Below are 21,758 nucleotides of genomic sequence, written 5' to 3'. Positions count from 1 at the left end.
CATGGAATCCTTCAGTTTCCTGATCGACGGCTTCGCCACTGCACTGTCGCCGCAGAACCTGCTGTTCGCTCTGGTCGGCTGCCTTCTGGGTACGATCCTCGGTCTATTGCCGGGAATCGGCTCGACGGCGGGAATGGCAATTCTGATTCCGCTGACTCTCTCGATGGATCCGGCCGGAGCGATCATCATGCTGGCGGCCATCTTCTACGGTGGTGCCTACGGCGGTACCATCACCAGCGTCCTGCTCAATATTCCGGGTGAGGGCGAATCCGCCATCACGTGTCTCGACGGCTACCAAATGACCCTGCGCGGCCGTGCCGGCGTCGCGTTGACGACCGCGGGTGTCGGCTCGTTCCTCGGCGGTACCGTCGCCACGATCGCGCTCGTGTTCGCAGCGCAGCCGCTGTCCGAACTCGGCTTGCAAATCGGACCACCAGAGTTCTTCTCCCTCATCCTCATTGGCCTCGCACTGCTGGTCGGCCTAGTCGGCCGGTCCGTCCTGATGGGTCTCATTTCGGCCTGTCTCGGCTTGCTGATCGCCATGGTCGGCATCGATCCGGTGATGGGGGAGCCGCGGTTCACGTTCGGACTTCCGCACTTCTTCGACGGGGTCAGTTACGTACCGGTACTGGTGGGATTGTTCGGGCTGGGCGAGCTCTTGGCCACGACAGGGGGGTCTGCGCCGCGCCCTGCAGCGCCACGGCTCCGGGACATGTTGCCCAGTCGTGTTGACGCCCGTCGCAGTGCTCCGGCGGTCGCGCGGGGCACTGCCATCGGGGGTGTGATCGGCCTGATCCCCGGGGTCAGTTCGGCGATCTCGTCACTGTTGGCCTACAGCACCGAACGAAAGCTGTCTCGTCACCGTTCGGAGCTCGGCACGGGTGCGGTCGAAGGCGTTGCCGCGCCGGAGACCGCGAACAACTCGCACAGCAACGCTTCCTTCATCCCGTTGTTCACACTCGGCATTCCCGCATCACCGGCCATAGCTGTTCTGATGGGTGCTTTCCTCCAGAACGGCCTGACCCCGGGGCCGACACTGTTCACCGAGGAACCGGACCTGGTCTGGGCGGTGATCGCGAGCCTGTTCATCGGCAACCTGCTGCTGCTCATCCTCAACGTGCCGCTGGTCGGTCTGTGGACACGAATTCTAGCGATCCCGTACTCAGTTCTTCGGGCCGTGATATTCGCGTTCGTGATCATCGGTTCCTTCGCCGTGGCCAACAGTGTCGCCGATATCTACGTGATGATCTTCTTCGGAATTCTAGGGTTCGTGTTCCGGCAAGTCGGGATTCCGCTCGCTCCGCTCGTCCTGACATTGATCCTCGGTCCGTTCCTCGAGGGCGCGCTGCGAGAGTCACTCCAAATTTCGCAGGGCAGTTTCGCAATTTTCATCGACCGGCCACTCTCCTTGGCGTTCCTCATTCTGGCCGGCGTGATCCTTCTCGGCTCCGTGCTCAGCTCGAGCTTCAAACGAAAGGCAGGTCTACCCGCCGACGCCGAGGTTTGACCCGGTGTCAGCCACTTCAGCGTCCCGCCGGACCGTCCGGCGCTCGCCCATCACGAAAGGTCATTGTCATGGCAACCATGCGACGCAGCATCGCCGCTGTCATCGCCGGAACCCTCCTGACCGCCGCCACCGCATGTGCCCAGACCGGCGGTGGGGGCAACGGAGGTGCCGCAGACGGAAACTACCCCAACAAGCCGATCGAACTGATTGTTGGCTTCAACGCTGGAGGGTCTACCGATACCGGTGCGCGCCTGATGGCGAAGGCACTCGAGAAGAAGTTGGACGCGACGATCACGGTTGTGAACAAGCCGGCTGCCAACTCACAGGTCGCCTACACGTACCTGTCACGGGCGAAGCCGGACGGCTACACGATGGCCGCGGTCACCTTCCCGTCCGCCATCATCACCGTCCTCGACGAATCACGTGGGGCGAACTACGAACGCGACAGCTTCGTACCGGCGGCGCTCCAGGTAGTTGATCCGACTGCGGTCGCAGTATCGCCCGACAGCGACTACGAGAAGCCTAAGGACCTCGTGAACGCGGCGAAGAAGAACCCGGGGACAATCCAGGCGACCACGACCGGTGTGGCCAGTAACGAGCACTTCGCTCTCGCGCAACTGGAGGAGGAGACAGGCGCGAAGATTTCGCCGGTCCACTTCGCAGACGGCGCCACCGACGCGACTGCTGCGTTCCTTGGCGGGAACGCCGACGTTCTGCTCGGCAACGTCAGCGACATGCAGCAGTTGGTTGATTCGGGCAAGGCCAAGGTGATTGGTGTGATGGAGTCCGAGCGGAGCCCGTTCCTGCCCGAAGTGCCGACTTTCACCGAGTCCGGTTACGACGTGGAGATGTCGTCCAGCCGCGGGTACGCCTTCCCTGCCGGAACACCCGACGAGGTTGTCGACAAGGTCTCGACGGCGATGGGGCAGATCATCAAGGAGCCCGAGTTCCAGCAGAAGATGAAGGATGCGGGCCTTGCGCCCAAGTACATGAACGCCGACGAGTACGCGTCCTATTGGGACGAGACGAGTGCCCAGTTCGAGTCTCTGCTCCCGCTTGTAAAGGAAGAAAAGTGATGACCGAACGGACCATTCACGAGCAGGAGCTGCTTCCCGGTGGCCGACGGCCGCACCAACGTCCTGCCAGGCCGGCGGACCACGTCCTGGCCCGTTTCCGGCAGCTACCGACCGCGAACATCGGTGACGCCATGGAGCGGCTCGGTGTGCTGGCGCCCGCGATCGGTCCGGTCTGGCCCGGAGCGCACATTGTGGGCACGGCCTTCACGGTGTGGACCCGACCCGGTGACAACCTCGGAATCCACGCCGCGTTGGACTCGGTCGAATCCGGCGACGTGATCGTCGTGAGCGGAGGCGGCGACGAGTCGCGCGCACTCATCGGAGAGTTGGTCGGTGGCAAAGCCCGCACCCGAGGGGTTGCCGGGTTCCTCCTGGACGGCGCGGTCCGGGACGCCGAAGGCCTCGAGAAGTATGGGATGCCGGTGTTCGCACGGTCCCGGACGCCCGCTGGCCCCTACAAGGACGGGCCGTTCGCGCTCTCGGTCGACGTGGCCGTTGCCGGCGTGGTCGTCAAGCCGGGCGACATCGTCGTCGGTGACGACGACGGTGTCGCTGTCGTCCCCCTGGAATCGGCCTCGCTCATAGCCGACCGTGCCGAGGCCAAACGTGACATCGAGGACGCCAAACGGCGCAGTATCGAAGCGTCGTTCACCGAGCCCGCACCGGCAGGGGAGCTCGCATGACGGTCGTGGCCGGATACGTGCCCGGAGAAGTCGGCCGACGAGTGATCGCGGGCGCTGCCCGCGAGGCCGAGGTTCGCAACGTTCCGCTGGTGGTCGTCAACTCGGCGACCGGCGGTGCGTACGCCGATCGCGGACTGGCTCCACTCACCGAACTCGACGCGCTCCGGCAAGACCTCCAGGCTCGTGGCCTGCAGGTCGAGACCCGACAGGCCACCGAAGCCCTCTCGGCGGCCGACACCCTCATCGGGGCCGCAGAAGAAACCGGCGCGGAACTGGTCGTCATCGGACTGCGTCGGCGCTCGAGAACCGGCAAGTTCCTGCTCGGCAGCACAGCCCAGACCGTGCTGCTCGGCAGCGCCTGCGACGTCCTCGGTATCCGCATCTCTACCGACGAATGATCCCGACACCAACTCCAGCACGAAAGGTGGCGCATGCCCCCCAGCACAACACCGTCCTCGTCGGCTTCCCGCACCGTGGCCGTCGGTCTTCTCGGTCTCGGAGAAGTGGGTCGGATCTACGGCGCCGCCCTTGTCGCCGCCGGCCACCGGGTCACCGCCTTCGATCCGTACGCCCAGACCCTGCCGGAGGGCGTCGAGTTGAGGGAATCGGCGGAAGCGGCGGTCGCTGACGTCGACGTCGTCCTCACCCTGACCGCCGCGTCGGTGAGCCGTTCAGTCGCCGAAACCGTCGTCGGCACGCTCCGGGCCGGTGCGGTCTACGCCGACTGCACCTCGTCGAGCCCTGGTGACAAGCGTGCGTTGGCAGAGGTGTTCAAGGATCGTGACGACCTCAGACCGGCGGACGTCGCGATCCTCGGCCCGGTGGTCCAGCTCGGTACGGAGACACCCTTGATGTCAGCCGGCCCGGGAGCCGAGTCGGTCGCGGCCGTCATGACGACCGTCGGCAGCCCGGTGGAGATCGTCGACGGCGCACTCGGGGACGCCATGGCGCACAAATTCCTCCGCAGCGTCTTCATGAAGGGCCTCGCCTCGGTCGTCATCGAGGCGGTCGTCGCCGGGCGCAAGGCCGGCCTGGAGGAATGGGTCCGAGGGCAGATCGCCGGTGTCCTCGCCGGCGACGGCCAGGCGGTCATCGACCGGTTCCTGACCGGAACCGGCAAACACGCGGAGCGCCGCATGTACGAGATGCGCGCCACGAGTACCTACCTGGCCGGGCTGGGGGCGCCGTCGGAGATGACCGACGCCACCGCGACGGCGCTCGAGCGGATGACCACCGAGCACCACGTGCATAGTGGTGCGCAGCAAGACTGACCTACAACGGGACAAGGGCGCGGCTGACCGATCCTGCCCGGTCGTCGTCATCGGGAACGTGCGTGGGCTCAGGTCCTTGCTGGTCCTCAGACTGCTTCAGCGCCGCTATGGGTCCTGCTTGACCTGATCCGAAAGGACCTCGGCTAGTTCCAGCGTTCCGCTCTTCTGTGGGTACTGTCCGGTTCGATCGCCTACATCGGCTTCGCGCTGCTGACAGGCGCTGTCAGTGTGGTTTAGCCTGTTCGACTTCCCGCTGGTCGGTGTTCCCGTCGGAACCAGTGTGATGTGGACGCCGTGAGTTCGATCTGCAACATGGCGAATCGCGACTACATGCGGACGTGTGCAACGAGACGGGTCGGCGGGATTGGGCTTCACGATCACCGGTATCTCACGCGCACGCGTACGGGGCAGTGCTCCGCTGCCGGAGGGACTGCACCGGCGGAACACTGCCCCGTACCTCTCGGGCGTGGTGATGAATAAATCGCCGTCATCCGGTTCTTTCTGACCCCGCCCCGAAGTCGCCGTCGGCTGATGGTGCACCACCATCGTCCGGTGCACCATCAGGACCACCGTTCTGGTCGCCGCCCGGTCCACCGGGGCCACTGCCCTCTTGCTGCTCGACGCTGCCGGCGTAGTCGTGCTGCGGGTCACGGTAGATGGTGTGGATGTGACCCCACACCGAGGTCGTGTACCTGTCCACGTCCGCTCCTGCCGAACCCTGCTGGTCCGAGAATTCGATATAGACGTCGGGACCGGAGGTCTGGAAGTAGATGCCGTCGCCGGAGCTCAAGTCGTAGCTGGTGGCACCGGACCAGTTGATGTAGGTCTCGTCCAACGATTCCTCGATCTTGGCGAGTGCGTCGTTTGTGGTCTCCCGGTCGGAAGGGCCGACCCAGTTCGCGGCCACGTCGAGCAGCAGCTGCTTCTGCTCGTCGCTCAGGTCTGCACCGTAAGTCCGGTCCCGGTCGAGTAGTCACACGTTCCGCCCGGGGCACACTGCAGGTTGCTGACGTGCTCACTCTGATACAAGGCTTCACGCTGTTCGTCGGTGAGACTGTCGTAGAAGGCGAATGCCGTCTCGTACATTCCGGCGAGAGGCTGCACCTCCTGACCGTCCTCGTTGGTGTACACCGCAGGGATGAGGCGGCCACGCTCGTGGAGAAGGCGTTCGACCTCGACGAGGCCTGGGGCACATTGGTGTGGCTGGTGATGACGACCGGTATGCGTCGCGGGGAGGTCTGCGCACTCCGGTGGTCCCGAGTCGAGCTCGATGAAGGTGTCGTGGATGTGCGGAGCAGCTACACGACAGTGCGCGGGATCGGCAAGGAGAAGGACACGAAGACCCATCAGATCCGCCGGATCGCGCTCGATACCGAAACGGTCGGGTTGTTGCGGGAACGCAAGAAGCGTTGCCAGGAGCTGTTCGGGAAGCTCGAGGCTGCGTGGGACGAGGAGTCGTTTGTCTTCACCGGCGCGCGAGGTGGCCTGGCAGAGCCGTCTCCGCCGGATGCGGTGTCGAATCGCTGCAAGAAGATGTCGACCGGTCTGGGCATCAAGACACACCTGCACGCGCTACGGCATTACTCGGCCACCGAGCTGCTGACCGCGGACGTGGACTTGCGCACGGTGGCCGGCCGCCTCGGGCACGGCGGAGGCGGAGCGACCACGCTCCGGGTCTATGCGGCGTGGGTTGCGGCGGCCGACCGCAAGGCTGCGGAGATCCTCGGCGCCCGCATGCCGAAGCGACTACCGAAGGGGCCGAATAGCTGACACCGGTAAGCCGCACTCGTGGTGTAGCGGCGCCGCTGGTGCTGAAGTTCGGTGGGCCGCTACACCACGGGGTCGGCACCCCAGCGTTAGTCGCTGGTGTCCCAACCCTTCAAATAGGACAGGATGAACCCGAGCAGGCCGGCGACGCCGGCCAGGACGAATGTCGGAGTACCTGCCCATTCGACGGCGGCTTCGATGAGTGGTCCATTACCGGCGACTAGCCCGAGGACCTGGGTGGCCACCACGACCACGCCGCCGATCAGGAACAGCGCCAAGCACACGCGAAACGTGCTGTCCAAAGTCCGGGTGATCATCAGAGTCTCCTTCGTGTCAGACCGGCAGCACGCCGACGGCTATCAGTGAACCGATGGCGAGAATCGGCAGGACATACCACAGAACAAGCGGGATGAAGGTGCGTGCGGGGTTGACGCGTGCGATGCCGCTGGCGATGTAGATCGGGGCTGCCCCGGGCGGCGATGCGCCTTCGGTCGAGGCGAAGACGAGGATTGCGACCGCGGCAGGAACCGGCGATACGCCTGCGGACAGTAGCGTGGTGAATGCGACCGGGCCCACTGCTGCGATGGTCGCAGTGCCGGTCAGCGGTGCGGCGACGCCGACCACGATCAAGCCGATCATGAACGCTACTAGGAACGGTGGCATGTCGAGGCCGTCCAACAGTGAAGCGAGCTGTTCGCCGAGGCCGAGTTCGCCGAGTGACTCGGCGGCCGCGAAAGCGAAGAAGAGTGTCGCGCCGATGACCGCGTAACGTGGCCCGACTTCGCCGAACAGCTGCCACCAACCTGCAGCGCGGCGGGGCAGCGCTTTGCGGCCGAGGATGAGGCCGATGATCGTGACGAGTACCGGGATCCACGTGATGATGGAGATCTCGTCCGCGGGTCCCTCGCCGATCCACGTGACGATCGCGTCGCCGGTGGTTCCGGAGGTCAGCAGGACGGGGATGACGATGCCCACGAATACCAGCAGGCTCGACCAGCCCGCTGCGAAAGTCCGCCTGAAGGGCTCGATGAGTTCCGGATCGACGGCACCGATCTTGTGCCGGCGGACGATAAAGAAGACGAGGAGCAGTCGATAGACGAGCGTCCATGCGCCGCCCAGGAACAGTGCCAGGAACAGCTGGTCGGCTGTCACATAGCTTGCGACGGCTGCGGACCCGGTGAGGATGAAGAGTGATGAGCTGGGTGGGATGGCGATGCCGAGTCCGGCGTTGCCTGCGACGACAGTGGCGGAGAGCTTCGGGCTGAAGTTTGACTTCTCCATCCAGGGGATCGTGACCGCGCCTACGGCGGCGGCATTGCCTGAGCCCGACCCGGAGACCGCGCCGAACAACCCGGACGCCACCGTCGATACGTAACCTGCGCCACCGCGACGTCTACCCAGCAGGGAGTTGAGCATCGCGATGAGTTGATCGACGACGCCGGTCTTACTGAGCACGAAACCCATGAAAACGAAGGTCAATGCCGCGAAGACGATCTCCTCAGTGGCGGCGCCTTCGATACCGGCCCACAGGGTATCGAAGAATGAGCTGCCGCCGAAAGCGGCGACTGCGGCGAAGCCGAGGATCATGGCCTCGCCGATGTTGCGTTTGAATATGCCGTTCCACACGATGATGATCGCGATGTAGGCGATCAGCGCCCAGACGCCGAGCATGAGGAATCCACTTCGTTGTAGGAAAAGGGGGAACGGGATAACGGCTCAGCTGAGCCGTTCCACGAGTTGGAGGGTGCGGCGGGCGGACTCGATGATCGGTGCGTCGATGAACCGGCCGTCGGGGAGCGCGAGCGCTCCTGTTTCGTCTGCCTCCCCACTCGCTGCGGCGGTGACGACTTCGCGGGCCTTGCGCACTTCGTCTTCGGTCGGCGCGAAGGCTTCCTTGATGGTGGGGAGTTGTTTGGGGTGTAGCGCGCTGCGTCCGAACATGCCGAGCGCTTTGCCGCGCACGCAGGACTCCGCAAGCCCGGAAAGGTCATTGAGGTCGGTGTAGACCGCCATAGCGGGTGCTGGAAGGCCGGCGCTGGCCGCTGCGACGACGATGCGGCTACGAATCCACGAGTGGGCCTCTTCACCCTCCAAGGACAGTTCGGCCGCCAGGTCGGCTTCCCCGAGTGCGAGGCCGATGACCGCGGGATGCCGGGCGATTGCCGTGGCGTTCTCCACACCCTCCGCAGATTCGAGCAGGCAGTGCATCGGCGGTGCGGACCCCACGTCGTCGATGGCGAGCAGCTCGAGTGCGACGTCGACATCGTCGGGGGTGCTGACCTTGGGAAGCCGAAGGCCGACGCGACCCTGCCGTAGCGCAGGGTGTCGGCCCAAGGCACTGAGATCGCGAGTGCCGTGTTCTCCGCGGGGATGGTTGACGCGTATCTGAACGTCAGGCTCGTTGGGGAGTTCGTCGAGTAGTGCGAGGGCATTCGTTCGGGCGGCGTCTTTTCGCCCGGCTAGGACTGCGTCTTCCAGGTCGACAAGAACTGCGTCGGCGCCGCTGTTCAGCGCCTTGGGCAGCAGTTCGGGTCGGCTGGCGGGTGCGTAGAGCGCGGTGACCGTTACGGACGTCGACATCAGGCCACGACCCCTCGTTCGCGGAGCGCTGCGATGTCCCCTGTCGAAACTCCAGCTTCGGTAAGGATTTCGTGCGTGTGCTCACCCAGACGAGGACCTGCCCAGCGGATCTCGCCTGGTGTGTCGGACAGACGCGCCAGTACGTTTTGCATGGCGACGGTTCCCAACTCCGGATCCGGGACGTCGAGGACGGTGCCGAGTGTCTGGAACTGTGGATCGGCAACGACATCCGATACGTCGTACACCGGGGCGATGGCAGCCTCCGCTTCATTGAACGCCGCGATAACGTCCTCGGCGTCGCGCTCGGCGATCCAACCGCCGACTGCCTCGTCGAGTTCGTCGGCGTGTTGGGCACGTGTGCGTCCGGACGCGAACCACGGTTCGTCGACGAGCTCGGGTCTGCCGACAAGGCGGACGACGCGTTCGGCGATGGACTGCGCACTGGTCGAGATGGCAAGCCAGCGCCCGTCGCGTGTGCGGTAGATGTTGCGCGGGGAGTTGTTTGTGGACCGGTTGCCGGTGCGTTCCGGGATCACGCCGAGTGCTCGGTAGGCCGTGATCTGAGGCCCGAGCACGGTCAGAATCGGTTCGATGATCGCCAGGTCCACGACCTGGCCTTCGCCGGTTTGCTGCCTGCTTTGGAGGGCGACCATGATTGTGTACGCCCCGGCCAGCGCGGCGATCCCGTCGGCGAGTGCGAGCGGCGGCAGTGTTGGAGGGCCGTCGGGCTCGCCGGTCATCGACGCGAATCCGCTCATCGCCTCGGCCAGCGTGCCGAAACCTGGTTCGTTCGACATGGGGCCGAACTGGCCGAATCCTGTGACGCGTGCGATCACAAGTCGAGGATTGACTTCGTGTAGTTGCTCGGGGGAGAGGTTCCAGCGCTCGAGTGTCCCCGGACGAAAGTTCTCGATCAGCACGTCCGCGTCCGCGAGGATCGTCTTGAGGAGGTCCTGACCTTCAGGAATGGACAGGTCTATCGCTGTCGTGCGCTTGTTGCGTGAGAGGACTTTCCACCATAGGCCGACGCCGTCTTTGGCTTGACCGTGGCCACGCGAAGGATCGCCTCGCTGAGGGTGCTCGATCTTGATCACGTCAGCGCCGAAGTCGCCGAGGAGCATGGCAGCGGTCGGCCCTGCGAAGAGTGTCGAGATGTCCACGACCTTGATTCCTGAGAGAGCGTTCACGGGATGCATCTTATAAAATGCATTACTTTGGTCAAGGGCTCATCGACATGACCCGACGTGACACTCGGCTACTCTGAGGAGGTATTCGCCTCTGTCTCGAAGGGAGCTCGCGTGGTCGCACCCAGGTCAACACGGCCGCGTCCACCGGGTAGCAAAGCCGACTACGTGCACCAGGTGTTGCGCGAGGAGATCATGAGCGGCGAGCTGTCGGCCGGTACCGCAGTTCCGCAGGACGAGATCGCTCGCAGGCTCGGGGTCTCGATCACCCCTGTCCGTGAGGCGCTGCGCAGGCTGGAGAGCGAAGGCTTGATCTCGTACCGCTCCCACCGCGGGGCAACCGTGTCCGAGCTGAGCAGCGATGCGGCTCGTGAGCTGTACCTCCTTCGCGGCGCGATCGAAGGACTCTGCGCTCGGTTGGCGGCCGAACGGATCACCGATACCGAGTTGGCGGCACTGTTCGAGCTGCACGAACAGATGTTGCGCGAGCACGAGGCAGGGCACATCGACGACCTTGCCGAGCACAGCAGGCGATTCCACGACCTCATCGCACGCGCAGGCGGGCCCGCACTGTTGGCTGAGCATCTGGATGCGCTCTGGCGCAATCATCCGGTGCCGTCGACGACATCGCTGTGGCACGAACCGGGGAACGCGAAACAGTTCCTTGACCAGCACGGAGCTTTGCTGGAGGCGCTCGCGGCGCACGACGCTGTCAGTGCTGAGCGGGCGATGGTGGAGCACCTCGACGAGGCTGGCGCCGCACGCAATGCCCAGCGGGGTGACAGCTGAAGCCGGTGGTGGCCGACCTATCGGTCCCGGTCGCGCTGGACCCGCAGCCTGTGTGGCTGAGGACTGACGTTCTCGTAAGAGCGCTGGACAGGTTGGATCCGAAGTTCATCCGCGCGGAAACTTCCCTGCGCGTTGACCTCGCGAGCGCGTTGCGTCGACAGAATGATGCCGATGGCGCAGAAGTGCATGCCCACCGAGTTCGATCTCTCGCAGGTGAGATTGGATCGGTCCGCCAGCAGAAGCCGTTGTCACGTGAGGTTTCGACCGGGTGAGCTCCGCCTTAGGAGGGAAATGATCTGTCGTGCCTAGGGCATCTAGCTGCGGTTCCGTTCTCGCACGGCCCACTGGAGCCGCTGTTGCCAGCAGTTCGCACCACGATCCGCACCACGAGTGGGCGCCTGCTGTTGATGGGTGTTCATGCGGGTGTCGGTTCGAATCTCCACCAGGTGATCGAACCGCACGCCAAGCGCTTCCGCGGTGGCGGTACGCACGGGGGCGCGACTGGGATGCGGCTTGTGCGACTGTGACTGGTCGGAGACATCCCCGAGTACGCGGGAGCGATACGGGGAGCCTCATGTGTGGGCCGTCGATGCCGGGAACGTCCCCTCCCGAGCAGCCCAGCCACGAGCGGAACTGTCGCGTCGGGGTCCGCGGGCTGATGCTCGCGCAGCGTCTCGGATCCGCCGATAGAGTTGGTGCCATCCCACAGGAAGGCTGGTATGTGCGAATGGCGGCCCGAGACACTGCGCCACGTGAGGATGGCACCGGCGAGAACGCGGCGGGCCCTCCGGGGACCCAGGCGATCAGCCGAGCGCTGGCGGTGCTGAAGCTGCTCGCCGAGTCCGAGGGAGAGTTGCCGCTGTCACGGATCGCCGCGGAGCTCGAGCTCTCCTCCGGAACGGCGAACCGGGTGGTGCGGGCGCTTGGCGCGGGCGGGCTGGTCGCCCACAACCTCCGCACCGACGGCTACTACCTCGGCACCGGCACGGTCCTGCTCGGGCAGGCCGCGCAGCGTGGGTTCGGTCTCGACCACGCGCTGCCCATCCTCGAACAGGTCAACACCGAGACCGAGGAGTCGGTGAACCTCGCCGTCAGGGAGGGTCGCGAGTCGGTCGTGATGCTGCGCGTGCAGTCCACCCTTCCGCTGCGGTTCGAACAGCACACCGGCGCACGCTTCCCGCTTTACACCACGGCCTCCGGCAAGGCCATCCTCGCGCACTCCCCCGACGCCGAGGACTACCTGGCGTCGCTGCCCGCACGACTGCCACGGCTCACCGAGCACACGTTGGACAGTCCCGAACGTCTCGCCGAGCAGCTGCAGCGCATCCGCCGTCGTGGCTACAGCATCGACGAGGAGGAGAACGTCGCGGGCGTTCGCTGCGTCGGCGCGCCGGTACTGGACTCCGACGGCAGGGCGCACGCCGCGCTGGTGATCCAGGTGCCGACGGTGCGCCTGCCCCGAACCCGGCTGCGCGACCTCGGAGCACGCGCTGTCGCGGCGGCGAAGGAGATCGCGAAGTTCGTCCCCGTCAATCGCCACCTCTCTCGCTGAGCCCCAGCGCCCTGGCCGTCAGCGTGGCGAGGTGCACCGGCTCTCGGCTGGTCAGCTGCCGGATCTGGGTCCGGCAGCTGAACCCGTCGGCGAGTACCTCCGTCTCGGCGTCCGCGGCGCGCACCGCGGGCAGCAGCTCGTGCTCGCCGCACGCGACCGAGACTTCGTAGTGGCCTCGTTCGAACCCGAAGTTCCCCGCGAGACCGCAGCACCCGCCGTCGAGGACCTCGACCTCGTCGGCCACCGCGCCGAGCAGGCCCCGGTCCGCGTCGAAGCCCAGATCTGCATGCTGGTGGCAATGTACCTGCGTGAGCACGCGCGCCGCGACGCCATCCCGCCCGCGCGCGGCCAGGCGCTTCGCCGCCGGTTCGCCGACGTGCTCGGCGAAGGTCCTGACGCACGCGGCGAGCTGCGGCACGCGCGGGTCGTCGGGCAGCAGCTCCGCCGCGTCGGCGCGCAACATCGCGGTGCAGCTGGGTTCAAGCCCGATCACCGGGACGCCGCGCGCCAGCCACGGTTCGAGCGCGTCCAGCGTGCGCAGGAGCTTCTTGCGTGCGGTGTCGAGCTGTCCGGTGCTGTACCACGTCAGTCCACAGCAGACTGAACGCGCGGGCAGGTGCACCTCGTAGCCGAGCTCCTCGAGCACGGCGACCGCGGCCCGCCCGACGTCCGGGTCGAAGTGGTTCGTGAACGTGTCCGGCCACAGCACCACCTCGGCGCCCCCGGTGGTGTTTGTGCCCCGCGACCTCCACCACGAGCACAAGCTCCTCGGCGCCAGCGCCGGGATGTCGCGCTCGGCCGCGACCCCGCCGAGGCGCTTGAGCAGCGGAGCCAGCCGCGAGCCGGCGACCGCGTTGACCAGTCGCGGGGCGAGTGCGCCGACGCGCAGCCAGCGGGGAAGCGCGCCCATGCCGTAGTGCGAGACGGGCCTCGGCCGCTTGTCGTAGTGTCTGTTGAGGAACTCGGCCTTGTAGGCGGCCATGTCGACGCCGACCGGGCAGTCGGTCTTGCATCCCTTGCAGCCTAGGCACAGGTCGAGCGCTTCCTTCACCTCGGGCGAGCGCCAGCCGTCGGTCACCACATCGCCGGCCAGCATCTCGAACAGCAGCCGCGCACGTCCACGGGTGGAGTGCTGTTCCTCGCCGGTCGCTCGGTAGCTCGGGCACATCACCCCTCCCGCCGAGGCGAGGCACTTGCCGACGCCGACGCAGCGACGGGTCGCCGCCCCGAGGTCGCCGTCGTCGGCCTGCAGCGCCAGCCGCGCGCGCGTAGGCAGCACCGGCGGCGCGACGACGGGACGCAGGTCCGCGTCCAGCGGAGCCGGGTCAACCACCCGGTTCGGGTTCATCCTGTTCTCGGGGTCGAAGACGGCCTTGAACTCGCCGAAGGAGCGGATCACGTCGGGAGGGAACATCTTCGGCAGCAGCTCCGCCCGTGCCTGGCCGTCGCCGTGCTCGCCGGACAGCGAGCCGCCGTGGGCCACCACCAGGTCCGCGGCCTCGGAGAGGAAGCTCCGGTACCGCTGCCGGGCGTCGTCGGCGGTGAGCGGGAAGTCGATCCGCACGTGCAGGCAGCCGTCGCCGAAGTGACCGTAGATCGCGCCGCGCCTGCCGTGCTGCTCGAGCAGCTTCTCGAACTCGCGCAGGTACGGGCCGAGCCGGTGCGGCGGCACCGCGGCGTCCTCCCAGCCGGACCAGGCCTCCGAGCCGTCGGCGAGTCGGGTCGCGAGGCCCGCGCCCTCCTCCCGGATCCGCCACAGCGCACGGCGCTGCGCCGGGTCGGTGACGACGAGCGCGGTGGCGCCGACGCTCGGTGCCACCGCGGCCACCTGGCGTGCCCGCTCGTTCGCCTGCGCCTCGGTGTCGCCGCCGGTCTCGAGGTAGAGCCACGCGCTCCCGTCAGGCAGCCCCGCCTCGGTGGCCGCAGCTCGGCGGCGTTCCCGCAGCGCCGCCAGCACCTGGCCGTCGATGCCTTCCATCGTCAGCACCGGCAGCCCGAGCAGTTCCGGGACGGCCTCGGCGGCGGCGATATTGTCGGCGAAGCCGAGCACCGCCATCGACCGGACGCGCGGCGCCGCGACGAGCTCGACCGTGGCGCTCAGCAGCGTTGCGCAGGTGCCCTCGCTGCCGACCAGCGCCCGCGCCAGGTTCCAGCCGTTCTCCGGCAGCAGGGCGTCGAGGTTGTAGCCCGACACTCGCCGTGTCAGGTCGGGGAAGCTCGCACGGATCAGGTCGGCGTCCCTGCGGAGCAGCCCGTCGAGGTCGCGGTACAGCGCGCCCACGCGGTCCTCGCGCGCGCGCAGCCTCCGGAGCTCGTCGTCGGTGGTCGGTCCGACGTCGAGCACGGTGCCGTCGGCGAGCGCGATCTCCAGCGAACGCACGTTGTCAGAGGTCTTGCCCCACGCCACCGAGTGCGAGCCGCACGCGTTGTTGCCGATCATGCCGCCGAGCGTGCACCGGCTGTGCGTGGACGGGTCGGGGCCGAAGGTCAGGCCGTGGGGCGCGGCGGCGGCCTGGAGCTCGTCGAGCACCAGCCCGGGACGGACCCTGGCGGTCGCGCCCTCAGGGTCGAGGTCGAGCAGCTGGTCGAGATGCCGCGTGAAGTCGAGGACAACGGCGGTGTTCGCCGCTTGCCCTCCGATGCTGGTTCCGGCTCCGCGCGGCAGGACGGGTACACCCCGCTGCGCGCACACCTCGAGCGCGGCGAGGACGTCGGCGTCCGAGCGCGGTGCCACCACCGCGAGCGGGACATGGCGGTAGTTCGAGGCGTCGGTCGAGTACAACGCCCTCGTCGCGGTGTCGGCGCGCACCTCGCCGTCGACCACATCGGACAACGCGCGTGCCAGCTCGCTGACTTCGTTGGGGGAGGCTGTCATTCCGCTCCTGTCGGTTCGATTCGCGGCGCCGGCTCACGATTCGCACTTTACGAATGCCTCTCGGACACCTAGCGTGGTCTGCCACATAGTGGTTGCCTCTCCCACATAGTGTCAACGGCGAGGCGTCCCGAGTGACAATCAACGATGATCGGAGACCGTCGATGGAGCCGGATCTGCACCGCAACGAAAGCGTGTTCACCTGGGCGGCACCGCCACTGAAGTTCGGGGCCGGAGCACTGGACGAGATCGGCGCGGAGGCCGCCGCGACGGGAGCCAGCTCGTGTCTGGTGCTCACGGACCGCCAGGTACGCGAGACCGGGATTCCCGACAGGGTCGCCCATGGCCTCACTGCCGCCGGGGTCAAGGCAGAGGTCTTCGACCGCGTCGGCGTCGAGCCGACCGACGAGAGCATCGCGGAGGCCGTCGCGTTCGCGCGGGAGCAGAAATGGGACTGCTTCGTCGCCATCGGCGGCGGCTCGGCGATGGACACCGCGAAGGCCGTCAACCTGTTGACCACGCACCCCGGCGAGCTGCTGGACTTCGTCACTCCGCCGATCGGCGGCGGCAAGGCGCCTTGGCTGCCGCTGAAGCCGCTGATCGCCGTGCCCACCACGGCAGGAACCGGTTCGGAATCCACGACCATCTGCGTCATCGACTTCCTCGGGCTGCACCTCAAGGCCGGTGTCAGCCACGCGAAGTTGCGGCCGACACTGGCCGTGGTCGACCCGCGCACGTTGCTGACGTTGCCGCCCGAGGTGACCGCAGCGAGCGGTATGGATGTCCTCTCCCACGCGCTCGAGAGCTACACAGCGGTGCGTTTCGACACCAAGGCTGCGCCCGAGGACCCGATGCGCCGGCCCGCGTTCTGCGGCGCGAACCCGATCAGCGACGTCTGGTGCGAGATGGCGCTGCGCCTGGTCGGCCAGCACCTGCGCACGGCGGTGTGCAACGGCCGTGACCTCGAGGCGCGGACCCAGATGGCACTCGCCTCCACCTACGCGGGCACCGGCTTCGGCAACGCGGGCACCCACCTGCCGCACGCCAACGCCTACCCGGTGGCGGGCGCTGTGAAGGACTACCAGGCAAAGAATTACCCGGAGATGCCCATGGTCCCGCACGGGCAGGCCGTCGCGGCGACGGCGCCCGCCGTGTTCCGGTGGAGCTATCCCGCGGACCCGGAGCGGCACCTCCGCGCGGCGGAGCTGCTGTCGGGACGGACGTTCACGAAGACCGACGGGGCCGAGGCGCTCGCGGGCGTGCTCACCGATCTGATGGCCGACATCGGCATGCCGAGCGGGTTGCGCAGCTTCGGGTACTGCGAGGACGACCTCGACACCCTGACGGACGGGACACTGAAGCAGACCCGTCAGCTGGCGGTGGTGCCCCGGCCGCTCGACCGGGACGCCGTCGCGCAAATCTTCCGGCAATCCCTGTGACCGGCGGGCACGAGGGAGGATCGACATGACCGGCAAGACAAGGCACACGAGCTCGGACCAGGTGAGCAGGCGCGAGCTGCGGACGGTCGTGGCGTCGAGCGTCATCGGCACCACGGTGGAGTGGTACGACTTCTTCCTGTACGGCACCGCGGCGGGGATCATCTTCAACGCGCAGTACTTCCCGAGCGAGGACCCGCTGGTGGGAACGCTGCTGTCGTTCGCGACCTTCGCGCTCGGCTTCGTCGCACGCCCGGTCGGCGGGCTGATCTTCGGCCACATCGGTGATCGCGTCGGCCGCAAGCGAACGCTTGTGGCGACCATGCTCATCATGGGTGTGGCCACGTGCGCTATCGGCCTCGTGCCGAACTACGCCTCGATCGGCATCGCCGCCCCGATCATCCTGGTTATACTACGGCTGGCGCAGGGCATCGCGATCGGCGGCGAGTGGGGCGGTGCGGTCCTGATGACCGTGGAGTACGCCCCACGGGGCAAACGCGGGTTCTACGGGAGCTTCCCGCAGATCGGGCTCGCGCTCGGGCTGACTCTGGGAACCGGCGTCTTCGCCGGGCTTGGCGCGGCGATGTCCAACGAGGCGTTCCTCTCGTGGGGGTGGCGGATCGCGTTCGGACTATCCGCGCTGCTGGTGTTCGTCGGGATGTTCATCCGGCTTCGGGTCATCGAGACCCCGGCCTTCCGGAACATGGAGGAGCAGAAGGCGAAGGCCAGCGTGCCGCTCGTGGAGCTAGCGAAGGACCGGCTCTCGCGCAGGCACGTGCTGCTCGGCATGGGCAGCAGGCTCACCGAGGGCGTCGCCTTCAACGCCTGGGCGGTGTTCTCCATCTCCTACGGAACTGGCACGATCGGCATGCCCCGGCAACCGTTGCTGCTCGGAGTGATGGCGGCAGCCATGGTCATGCTGGTGTTTATCCCGCTGTTCGGCCGGATGTCGGACCGTTTCGACCGCCGACGCGTGTTCGCTCTCGGCGCAGTGATCACCGGGATCGCCTCGTTCCCGGCGCTCGCGCTGATGGACACCGGCCAGCCCTGGATCGTCGGGGTCGGCATCGTCGTCGTGCTCGGCATCTGCTACCCGATGATGTACGGACCGCAGGCAGCATTCTACTCGGAGCTGTTCCCCACGTCTGTGCGCTGCACCGGGATCTCGTTCGTCTATCAGTTCTCCGGAGTCTTCGCCTCGGGCCTGACGCCGCTCATCCTGTCGTCGCTCGTCGGTCTCTCCGGTAGCGGATACGGCCTGGTGCTCGGCTACATGCTCGTCATGACCGTGGTGAGCGCCGTGTGCACCATGGCCATCCGGCGGAGCTCGCTCTACACCCAGGACGTGGACAGCCGTGAGCCGGCCGACACGGCTCAGGCGGCGAGCGCCTGAGAGACCAGCCGCACGCTGAGGCGAGGCGGGGCTTCGACCTCGTCCCGCCTCAGCGTGCGGCGAGCGACTGCACTGCGCTGATCACCGACATCACCTCGATATCGGTGGCCGAACAGCCGCGCGAGAGGTCGTTCAGCGGCAGCCGCAGCCCCTGCAGGATCGGGCCGAGGGCGGTCGCGCCGCCGAACCGCTCGGCGATCTTGTACCCGATGTTGCCCGCGTCCAGGTTGGGAAAGACCAGTACGTTCGCGTTGCCCGCCACGGCCGAGTCCGGTGCCTTCGCGGCACCGACTGCCGCCACGACCGCCGCGTCGAGCTGCAGCTCGCCGTCGATCAGTAGGCCGCTGTCGCGCTCGCGGACCCGTTCCGTGGCGGCGCGCACCTTGTCCACTGTGGAGTGACTCGCGCTGCCCTGTGTGGAGAAGGACAGCATCGCGACACGCGGCTGCTCGCCGGTGAGCGCTCGGAACGAGCCCGCCGTCGCGACCGCGATGTCGGCCAGCTGTGCGGTATCGGGGTCGGGCAGCACCGCACAGTCGGCGAACGCGACGACCTGGTCGTCGTCGAAGAGCATCAGGAACAGGCTGCTGACGCCCTCGACGCCGGGCTGCGAGCCGACCACCCTGATCCCGGCGCGCAGCACGTTCGCGGTCGGGCACGTCGCGCCCGCGACGCAAGCGTCCAGCACGCCCGCGCGCAGCGCGGCCGCGGCGAGGAAGAGCGGATCCCGTTCCACCGTGGGCAGCTCGGCCTCCCTGCGGCCGGTGAACCCCGCGCGCATGGCCGCGGCGACGTCGCCGTCGTCGACGAGCGCCCGTGCGTCCAGCACCAGTTCACCCGGCAACGGGAGTCCGGCGGCGCCGGCCGCGGAGCGGATCGCGGCGGGATCGCCGACCAGCCGGGGACACACCAGTCCGGCGTCGTGCAGCCGCAGCGCGGCGGCGATCGCGCGCGGGTCGGTGCCGTCCGGCAGCGCGACTCGCACATCCCGGCCGCGAATGCGTTCCCGCCAGCGGGCGAGCAGCTGCCCGCGCGCAGCGTCTGACTCGCGTTCCGCTACCGCGTTCATCCGTCACCATTCCATATAATAGAATACAGTTCCAATTATGGAACCTAAGGTAGCGGGTGCACCATGTCAACGAGCGGGTAAGCTGATTCCAACATGTGACAGGGAGGAGGGGGTTGTGAACGCGAACCCGGGGGGCGGCCATGTCACGGGCGCCCAGACGGTGTCGAGGGCGTTCGCCGTGCTGCGCCTGTTCCGCGATCACCACGGCGATCTCGGCGTGGGCGCGGTGTCGAAGGAGCTGGGGCTCAACCTCAGCACGACGCACCGAATCGTGCGCGCCCTCGTAGCGGAGGGCTACCTGGCACAGAACGAGGAGAACGAGCGCTACTACCTCGGCACGGCAGCGCTGCTGCTGGGGCAGGCCGCGCACCACGACTTCGGCCTCGATGTTGTGTACCCGGTCCTGCAGGAGCTGGCCCGGTCCACCGGCGAGTCGGTCAACCTCGGCGTGCTCGCCGCAGATACCGCCGTGGTCGTCGAACGTATCGAGTCGGCGCAGCCGCTGCGTTTCACCCAGCCGCCCGGCACCCGCGTGCTGCTACACGCCTCATCGATGGGCAAGGTGCTGCTGGCCTTCAACCGCGAGATCGAAACGGCCACGCTCAAGGGCGTCGCCAGGCTGACCCGCATCACCGAGAAGACGCATGCAACGGTACCGGCCCTGCGCGCAGAGCTCGACGAGATCCGCGCCCGCGGCTGGAGCACCGACGACGAGGAATCCACCATCGGGGTGCGCTGTGCGGCCGCGCCGATCTGCGACGGCTCGGGCGTCGCGCGAGCGGCCATCGCCGTGCAGGCACCCGCCGTGCGTGTGCCGGACGGCCGGTTCGGCGAGCTCGGCCCCTTGGTCGTCACGGCCGCCAAGGAGATCTCGACGCTGCTACCGCCCGGTCACAGCTTCTGAGTCGCGCGGTCACGCCGGCTCGCCGCGCCGCGGCGACGACACGGGGTTCGACGGGTCGGTCCGCGGCGCCGTGATCCCGCCGATGACCAACAGTGTCGCCGGGACCGGAACGAGCCGATCCAGTCGTCGTTCAGTCGACAGTGGACGTGGCGATCGCCCGGAGGATGAGGCGAGCGCAGGTGGACAAGCTCGACTCGCTCAACGCCGTCGGGCCGAGCACCATTGCCGTGGAGACGTCTCATCGATCGAGTGGCACAGGTGGGCACGTCGGCGTTCGTGCCGACGTGCCCATCGCTGTCAGAGTCAGGCTGGCACGCTTGCTTCGACGTCGGAGAGCATGCCGTCGATCCCGGCCAGCAGTTCGGCGATGACGTCGTCGTTGGAGATCAGCGGTGGGGAGACCATGAGCATCGTGGCACCGCGGTCGTCCCCTCGCAAAATCACTCCGGTGCGCTCGAAGGCCTTGGGGAGGACTTCCCGAAGCACGTGCGTGGACTGCTCATCGGTGAGGTCACGGCCCGTGTTGCTGTTGGCGGTCAGTTCGATCGCGTAGAAGAAGCCGGTCCCGCGAACATCCTTGACACAGCGGTGCGCGCGCTGGAGATCCTCGAGTCCGGCGCGCAGCTGCGGACCGTGATGTTCGACGTTGGACAGGACGGATTCCTCGCGCATGGCGTTGATCGTGGCGCCGGCGACGGCCGTGGCCACCGGATGGCCGCCCCACGTGGCGCCGTGCGTGAACCCGGCCCGGTTACCGTGGTCGAACAGCTGCTCGATCACCGGCTCGCGGACGATGACGCCACCGAGAGGCGCATAGCCGGCGGTGGACCCTTTCGCGAAGGTGATCAGGTCCGGCGTGACTCCGTAGCGGGCGCTGCCGAACCACGAGCCGAGGCGTCCGAAGGAGCAGATGACCTCGTCGGAGACCAGCAGGATGCCGTGTTCGTCGCAGATGCGGCGCAGCTCGGGCCAGTAGCCGTCGGGCGGAACGAGTGCGCCACGCCCGTTCTGGACGGGTTCGGCGAAGATCGCGGCGATGGTCTCGGCGCCCTCCTCCGCGATGACACGCTCGATGCTGCGCACGCATTCGAGCTCGGCGGCCGGGCCGCAGTCACCGGTGACCCCCAGTGTGTTGGGCACGTGCCGGACACCCTCCAGCAGCGGCTCGAACGGGGCTCGGATCTTCGGAATGCCAGTGACCGACAGTGCGCCCATGGTGGTCCCGTGGTAGGCCATGTCCCGGCTGATGATCTTGGTCCGACGGGGTTGCCCGTTGCTGGCGTGATACTGGCGGGCGAGCTTCAGGGCGCTTTCGACGGCCTCGGATCCGGAGTTGACGAAGAACGTCGTGGTGAGATCGCCGGGAGCGAGCTCGGCGATGAGCGAAGCGGCTTCCACGGCGGGTGGGTGCGCCGAACCCCAGTTGGTCGAGTAGGGCAGTAGGTCCATTTGCTTGCTGGCCGCCGAGACAATGTCGCCCCGGCTGTGCCCGAGGTTGGCGCAGAACAGCCCTGACAGCCCGTCAAGGAAGCGCCGCCCCTCGCTGTCGAACAGGTGGCAGCCCTCGCCTCGTACGAACACGGGCATTTCTGCGGCACGCCACTGTGGCCCACGTGTGAAGTGCGGCCCTAGATGACGACGGGCCTTGTCTCTGAGCTCTGCGGTGTCCACGCTT

The 21,758-nt window shown here is 67.3% G+C and carries 20 protein-coding genes; 11 read left to right on the top strand and 9 right to left on the bottom strand.

Going from position 1 to position 21,758, the window contains the following annotated elements; translation table 11 throughout:
• Nucleotide 1 precedes the first annotated feature (1 nt).
• From LY12_RS21895 to LY12_RS21875, 5 genes are all read left to right on the top strand, one after another.
• Entirely contained in the window at nt 2-1,507 is a 1,506-nt protein-coding gene (locus LY12_RS21895; RefSeq protein WP_253859291.1) for a tripartite tricarboxylate transporter permease, read from the top strand.
• A 68-nt stretch (nt 1,508-1,575) separates the two neighbouring features.
• Nucleotides 1,576-2,583: a tripartite tricarboxylate transporter substrate binding protein gene (locus LY12_RS21890; protein WP_253859290.1), complete on the top strand. Its 1,008-nt coding sequence runs from the start codon at nt 1,576-1,578 to the stop codon at nt 2,581-2,583.
• Entirely contained in the window at nt 2,583-3,266 is a 684-nt protein-coding gene (locus LY12_RS21885; protein WP_253859289.1) for an RraA family protein, read from the top strand. Before LY12_RS21890 ends, LY12_RS21885 begins: the two co-directional genes overlap by 1 nt.
• Complete coding sequence (locus LY12_RS21880; RefSeq protein WP_253859288.1) at nt 3,263-3,664, top strand: universal stress protein; 402 nt, start codon at nt 3,263-3,265, stop codon at nt 3,662-3,664. Before LY12_RS21885 ends, LY12_RS21880 begins: the two co-directional genes overlap by 4 nt.
• 33 nt (nt 3,665-3,697) lie before the next feature.
• Complete coding sequence (locus LY12_RS21875; protein WP_253859286.1) at nt 3,698-4,537, top strand: NAD(P)-dependent oxidoreductase; 840 nt, start codon at nt 3,698-3,700, stop codon at nt 4,535-4,537.
• Between the two features lie 487 nt (nt 4,538-5,024).
• Here LY12_RS21875 and LY12_RS21870 read toward each other — a convergent pair whose 3' ends face one another.
• Nucleotides 5,025-5,444 (bottom strand): DUF3500 domain-containing protein, encoded by a 420-nt coding sequence (locus LY12_RS21870; protein ID WP_253859285.1) that lies wholly within the window; start codon nt 5,442-5,444, stop codon nt 5,025-5,027.
• A gap of 29 nt (nt 5,445-5,473) precedes the next feature.
• The gene (locus tag LY12_RS21865) at nt 5,474-5,668 is read right to left on the bottom strand and encodes a hypothetical protein (protein ID WP_253859284.1); all 195 of its coding nucleotides are present in this window, start codon (nt 5,666-5,668) and stop codon (nt 5,474-5,476) included.
• 24 nt (nt 5,669-5,692) lie between these two features.
• On the opposite strand from LY12_RS21865, the gene LY12_RS21860 reads away from it, so the two are divergent.
• A complete protein-coding gene (locus LY12_RS21860) occupies nt 5,693-6,307 on the top strand; it encodes a site-specific integrase (protein WP_253859283.1) in 615 nt (204 codons plus the stop codon).
• Between the two features lie 86 nt (nt 6,308-6,393).
• On the opposite strand, the gene LY12_RS21855 is transcribed toward LY12_RS21860, so the two are convergent.
• From LY12_RS21855 to LY12_RS21840, 4 genes are read right to left on the bottom strand one after another with little or no spacing between them, the layout of a single operon-like run.
• Nucleotides 6,394-6,621 carry a hypothetical protein gene (locus LY12_RS21855; protein ID WP_253859281.1) on the bottom strand — a complete coding sequence of 76 codons (228 nt, stop codon included), beginning with the start codon at nt 6,619-6,621 and terminating at the stop codon, nt 6,394-6,396.
• A 16-nt stretch (nt 6,622-6,637) separates the two neighbouring features.
• The gene (locus LY12_RS21850) at nt 6,638-7,975 is read right to left on the bottom strand and encodes a TRAP transporter large permease subunit (RefSeq protein WP_253859280.1); all 1,338 of its coding nucleotides are present in this window, start codon (nt 7,973-7,975) and stop codon (nt 6,638-6,640) included.
• Between the two features lie 45 nt (nt 7,976-8,020).
• A complete protein-coding gene (locus tag LY12_RS21845) occupies nt 8,021-8,884 on the bottom strand; it encodes an HpcH/HpaI aldolase/citrate lyase family protein (RefSeq protein WP_253859279.1) in 864 nt (287 codons plus the stop codon).
• Nucleotides 8,884-10,080, bottom strand: coding sequence for a CaiB/BaiF CoA transferase family protein (locus LY12_RS21840; protein ID WP_253859277.1), 1,197 nt, complete (start codon nt 10,078-10,080; stop codon nt 8,884-8,886). Before LY12_RS21840 ends, LY12_RS21845 begins: the two co-directional genes overlap by 1 nt.
• Before the next feature lie 48 nt (nt 10,081-10,128).
• On the opposite strand from LY12_RS21840, the gene LY12_RS21835 reads away from it, so the two are divergent.
• Entirely contained in the window at nt 10,129-10,857 is a 729-nt protein-coding gene (locus tag LY12_RS21835; RefSeq protein WP_308292155.1) for a GntR family transcriptional regulator, read from the top strand.
• Between the two features lie 727 nt (nt 10,858-11,584).
• Nucleotides 11,585-12,409: an IclR family transcriptional regulator gene (locus LY12_RS21830; RefSeq protein WP_253859275.1), complete on the top strand. Its 825-nt coding sequence runs from the start codon at nt 11,585-11,587 to the stop codon at nt 12,407-12,409.
• Here the strand turns inward: LY12_RS21830 and LY12_RS21825 are convergent.
• A complete protein-coding gene (locus LY12_RS21825) occupies nt 12,387-15,284 on the bottom strand; it encodes an FAD-binding and (Fe-S)-binding domain-containing protein (protein ID WP_253859273.1) in 2,898 nt (965 codons plus the stop codon). The genes LY12_RS21830 and LY12_RS21825 overlap by 23 nt on opposite strands.
• Nucleotides 15,285-15,445: 161 nt before the next feature.
• Here LY12_RS21825 and LY12_RS21820 point away from each other — a divergent pair, with 161 nt between their 5' ends.
• On the top strand, nt 15,446-16,720 hold the full coding sequence (locus LY12_RS21820; protein ID WP_253859356.1) for a hydroxyacid-oxoacid transhydrogenase: 1,275 nt from the start codon (nt 15,446-15,448) through the stop codon (nt 16,718-16,720).
• Between the two features lie 25 nt (nt 16,721-16,745).
• Complete coding sequence (locus LY12_RS21815) at nt 16,746-18,110, top strand: MFS transporter (protein ID WP_253859272.1); 1,365 nt, start codon at nt 16,746-16,748, stop codon at nt 18,108-18,110.
• Between the two features lie 49 nt (nt 18,111-18,159).
• On the opposite strand, the gene LY12_RS21810 is transcribed toward LY12_RS21815, so the two are convergent.
• Nucleotides 18,160-19,179, bottom strand: coding sequence for a phosphotransacetylase (locus LY12_RS21810; RefSeq protein WP_253859271.1), 1,020 nt, complete (start codon nt 19,177-19,179; stop codon nt 18,160-18,162).
• Between the two features lie 115 nt (nt 19,180-19,294).
• Here LY12_RS21810 and LY12_RS21805 point away from each other — a divergent pair, with 115 nt between their 5' ends.
• Nucleotides 19,295-20,083 (top strand): IclR family transcriptional regulator, encoded by a 789-nt coding sequence (locus LY12_RS21805; RefSeq protein WP_253859270.1) that lies wholly within the window; start codon nt 19,295-19,297, stop codon nt 20,081-20,083.
• A 303-nt stretch (nt 20,084-20,386) separates the two neighbouring features.
• On the opposite strand, the gene LY12_RS21800 is transcribed toward LY12_RS21805, so the two are convergent.
• Nucleotides 20,387-21,754 (bottom strand): aspartate aminotransferase family protein, encoded by a 1,368-nt coding sequence (locus LY12_RS21800; RefSeq protein WP_253859269.1) that lies wholly within the window; start codon nt 21,752-21,754, stop codon nt 20,387-20,389.
• Between the last annotated feature and the right edge of the window lie 4 nt (nt 21,755-21,758).

It is taken from the genome of Prauserella alba (assembly GCF_024171735.1).
GTDB lineage: Bacteria > Actinomycetota > Actinomycetes > Mycobacteriales > Pseudonocardiaceae > Prauserella > Prauserella alba.
The sequence above is the reverse complement of the archived record's forward strand: the minus strand, read 5'-3'. Positions and strand labels throughout refer to the sequence as shown.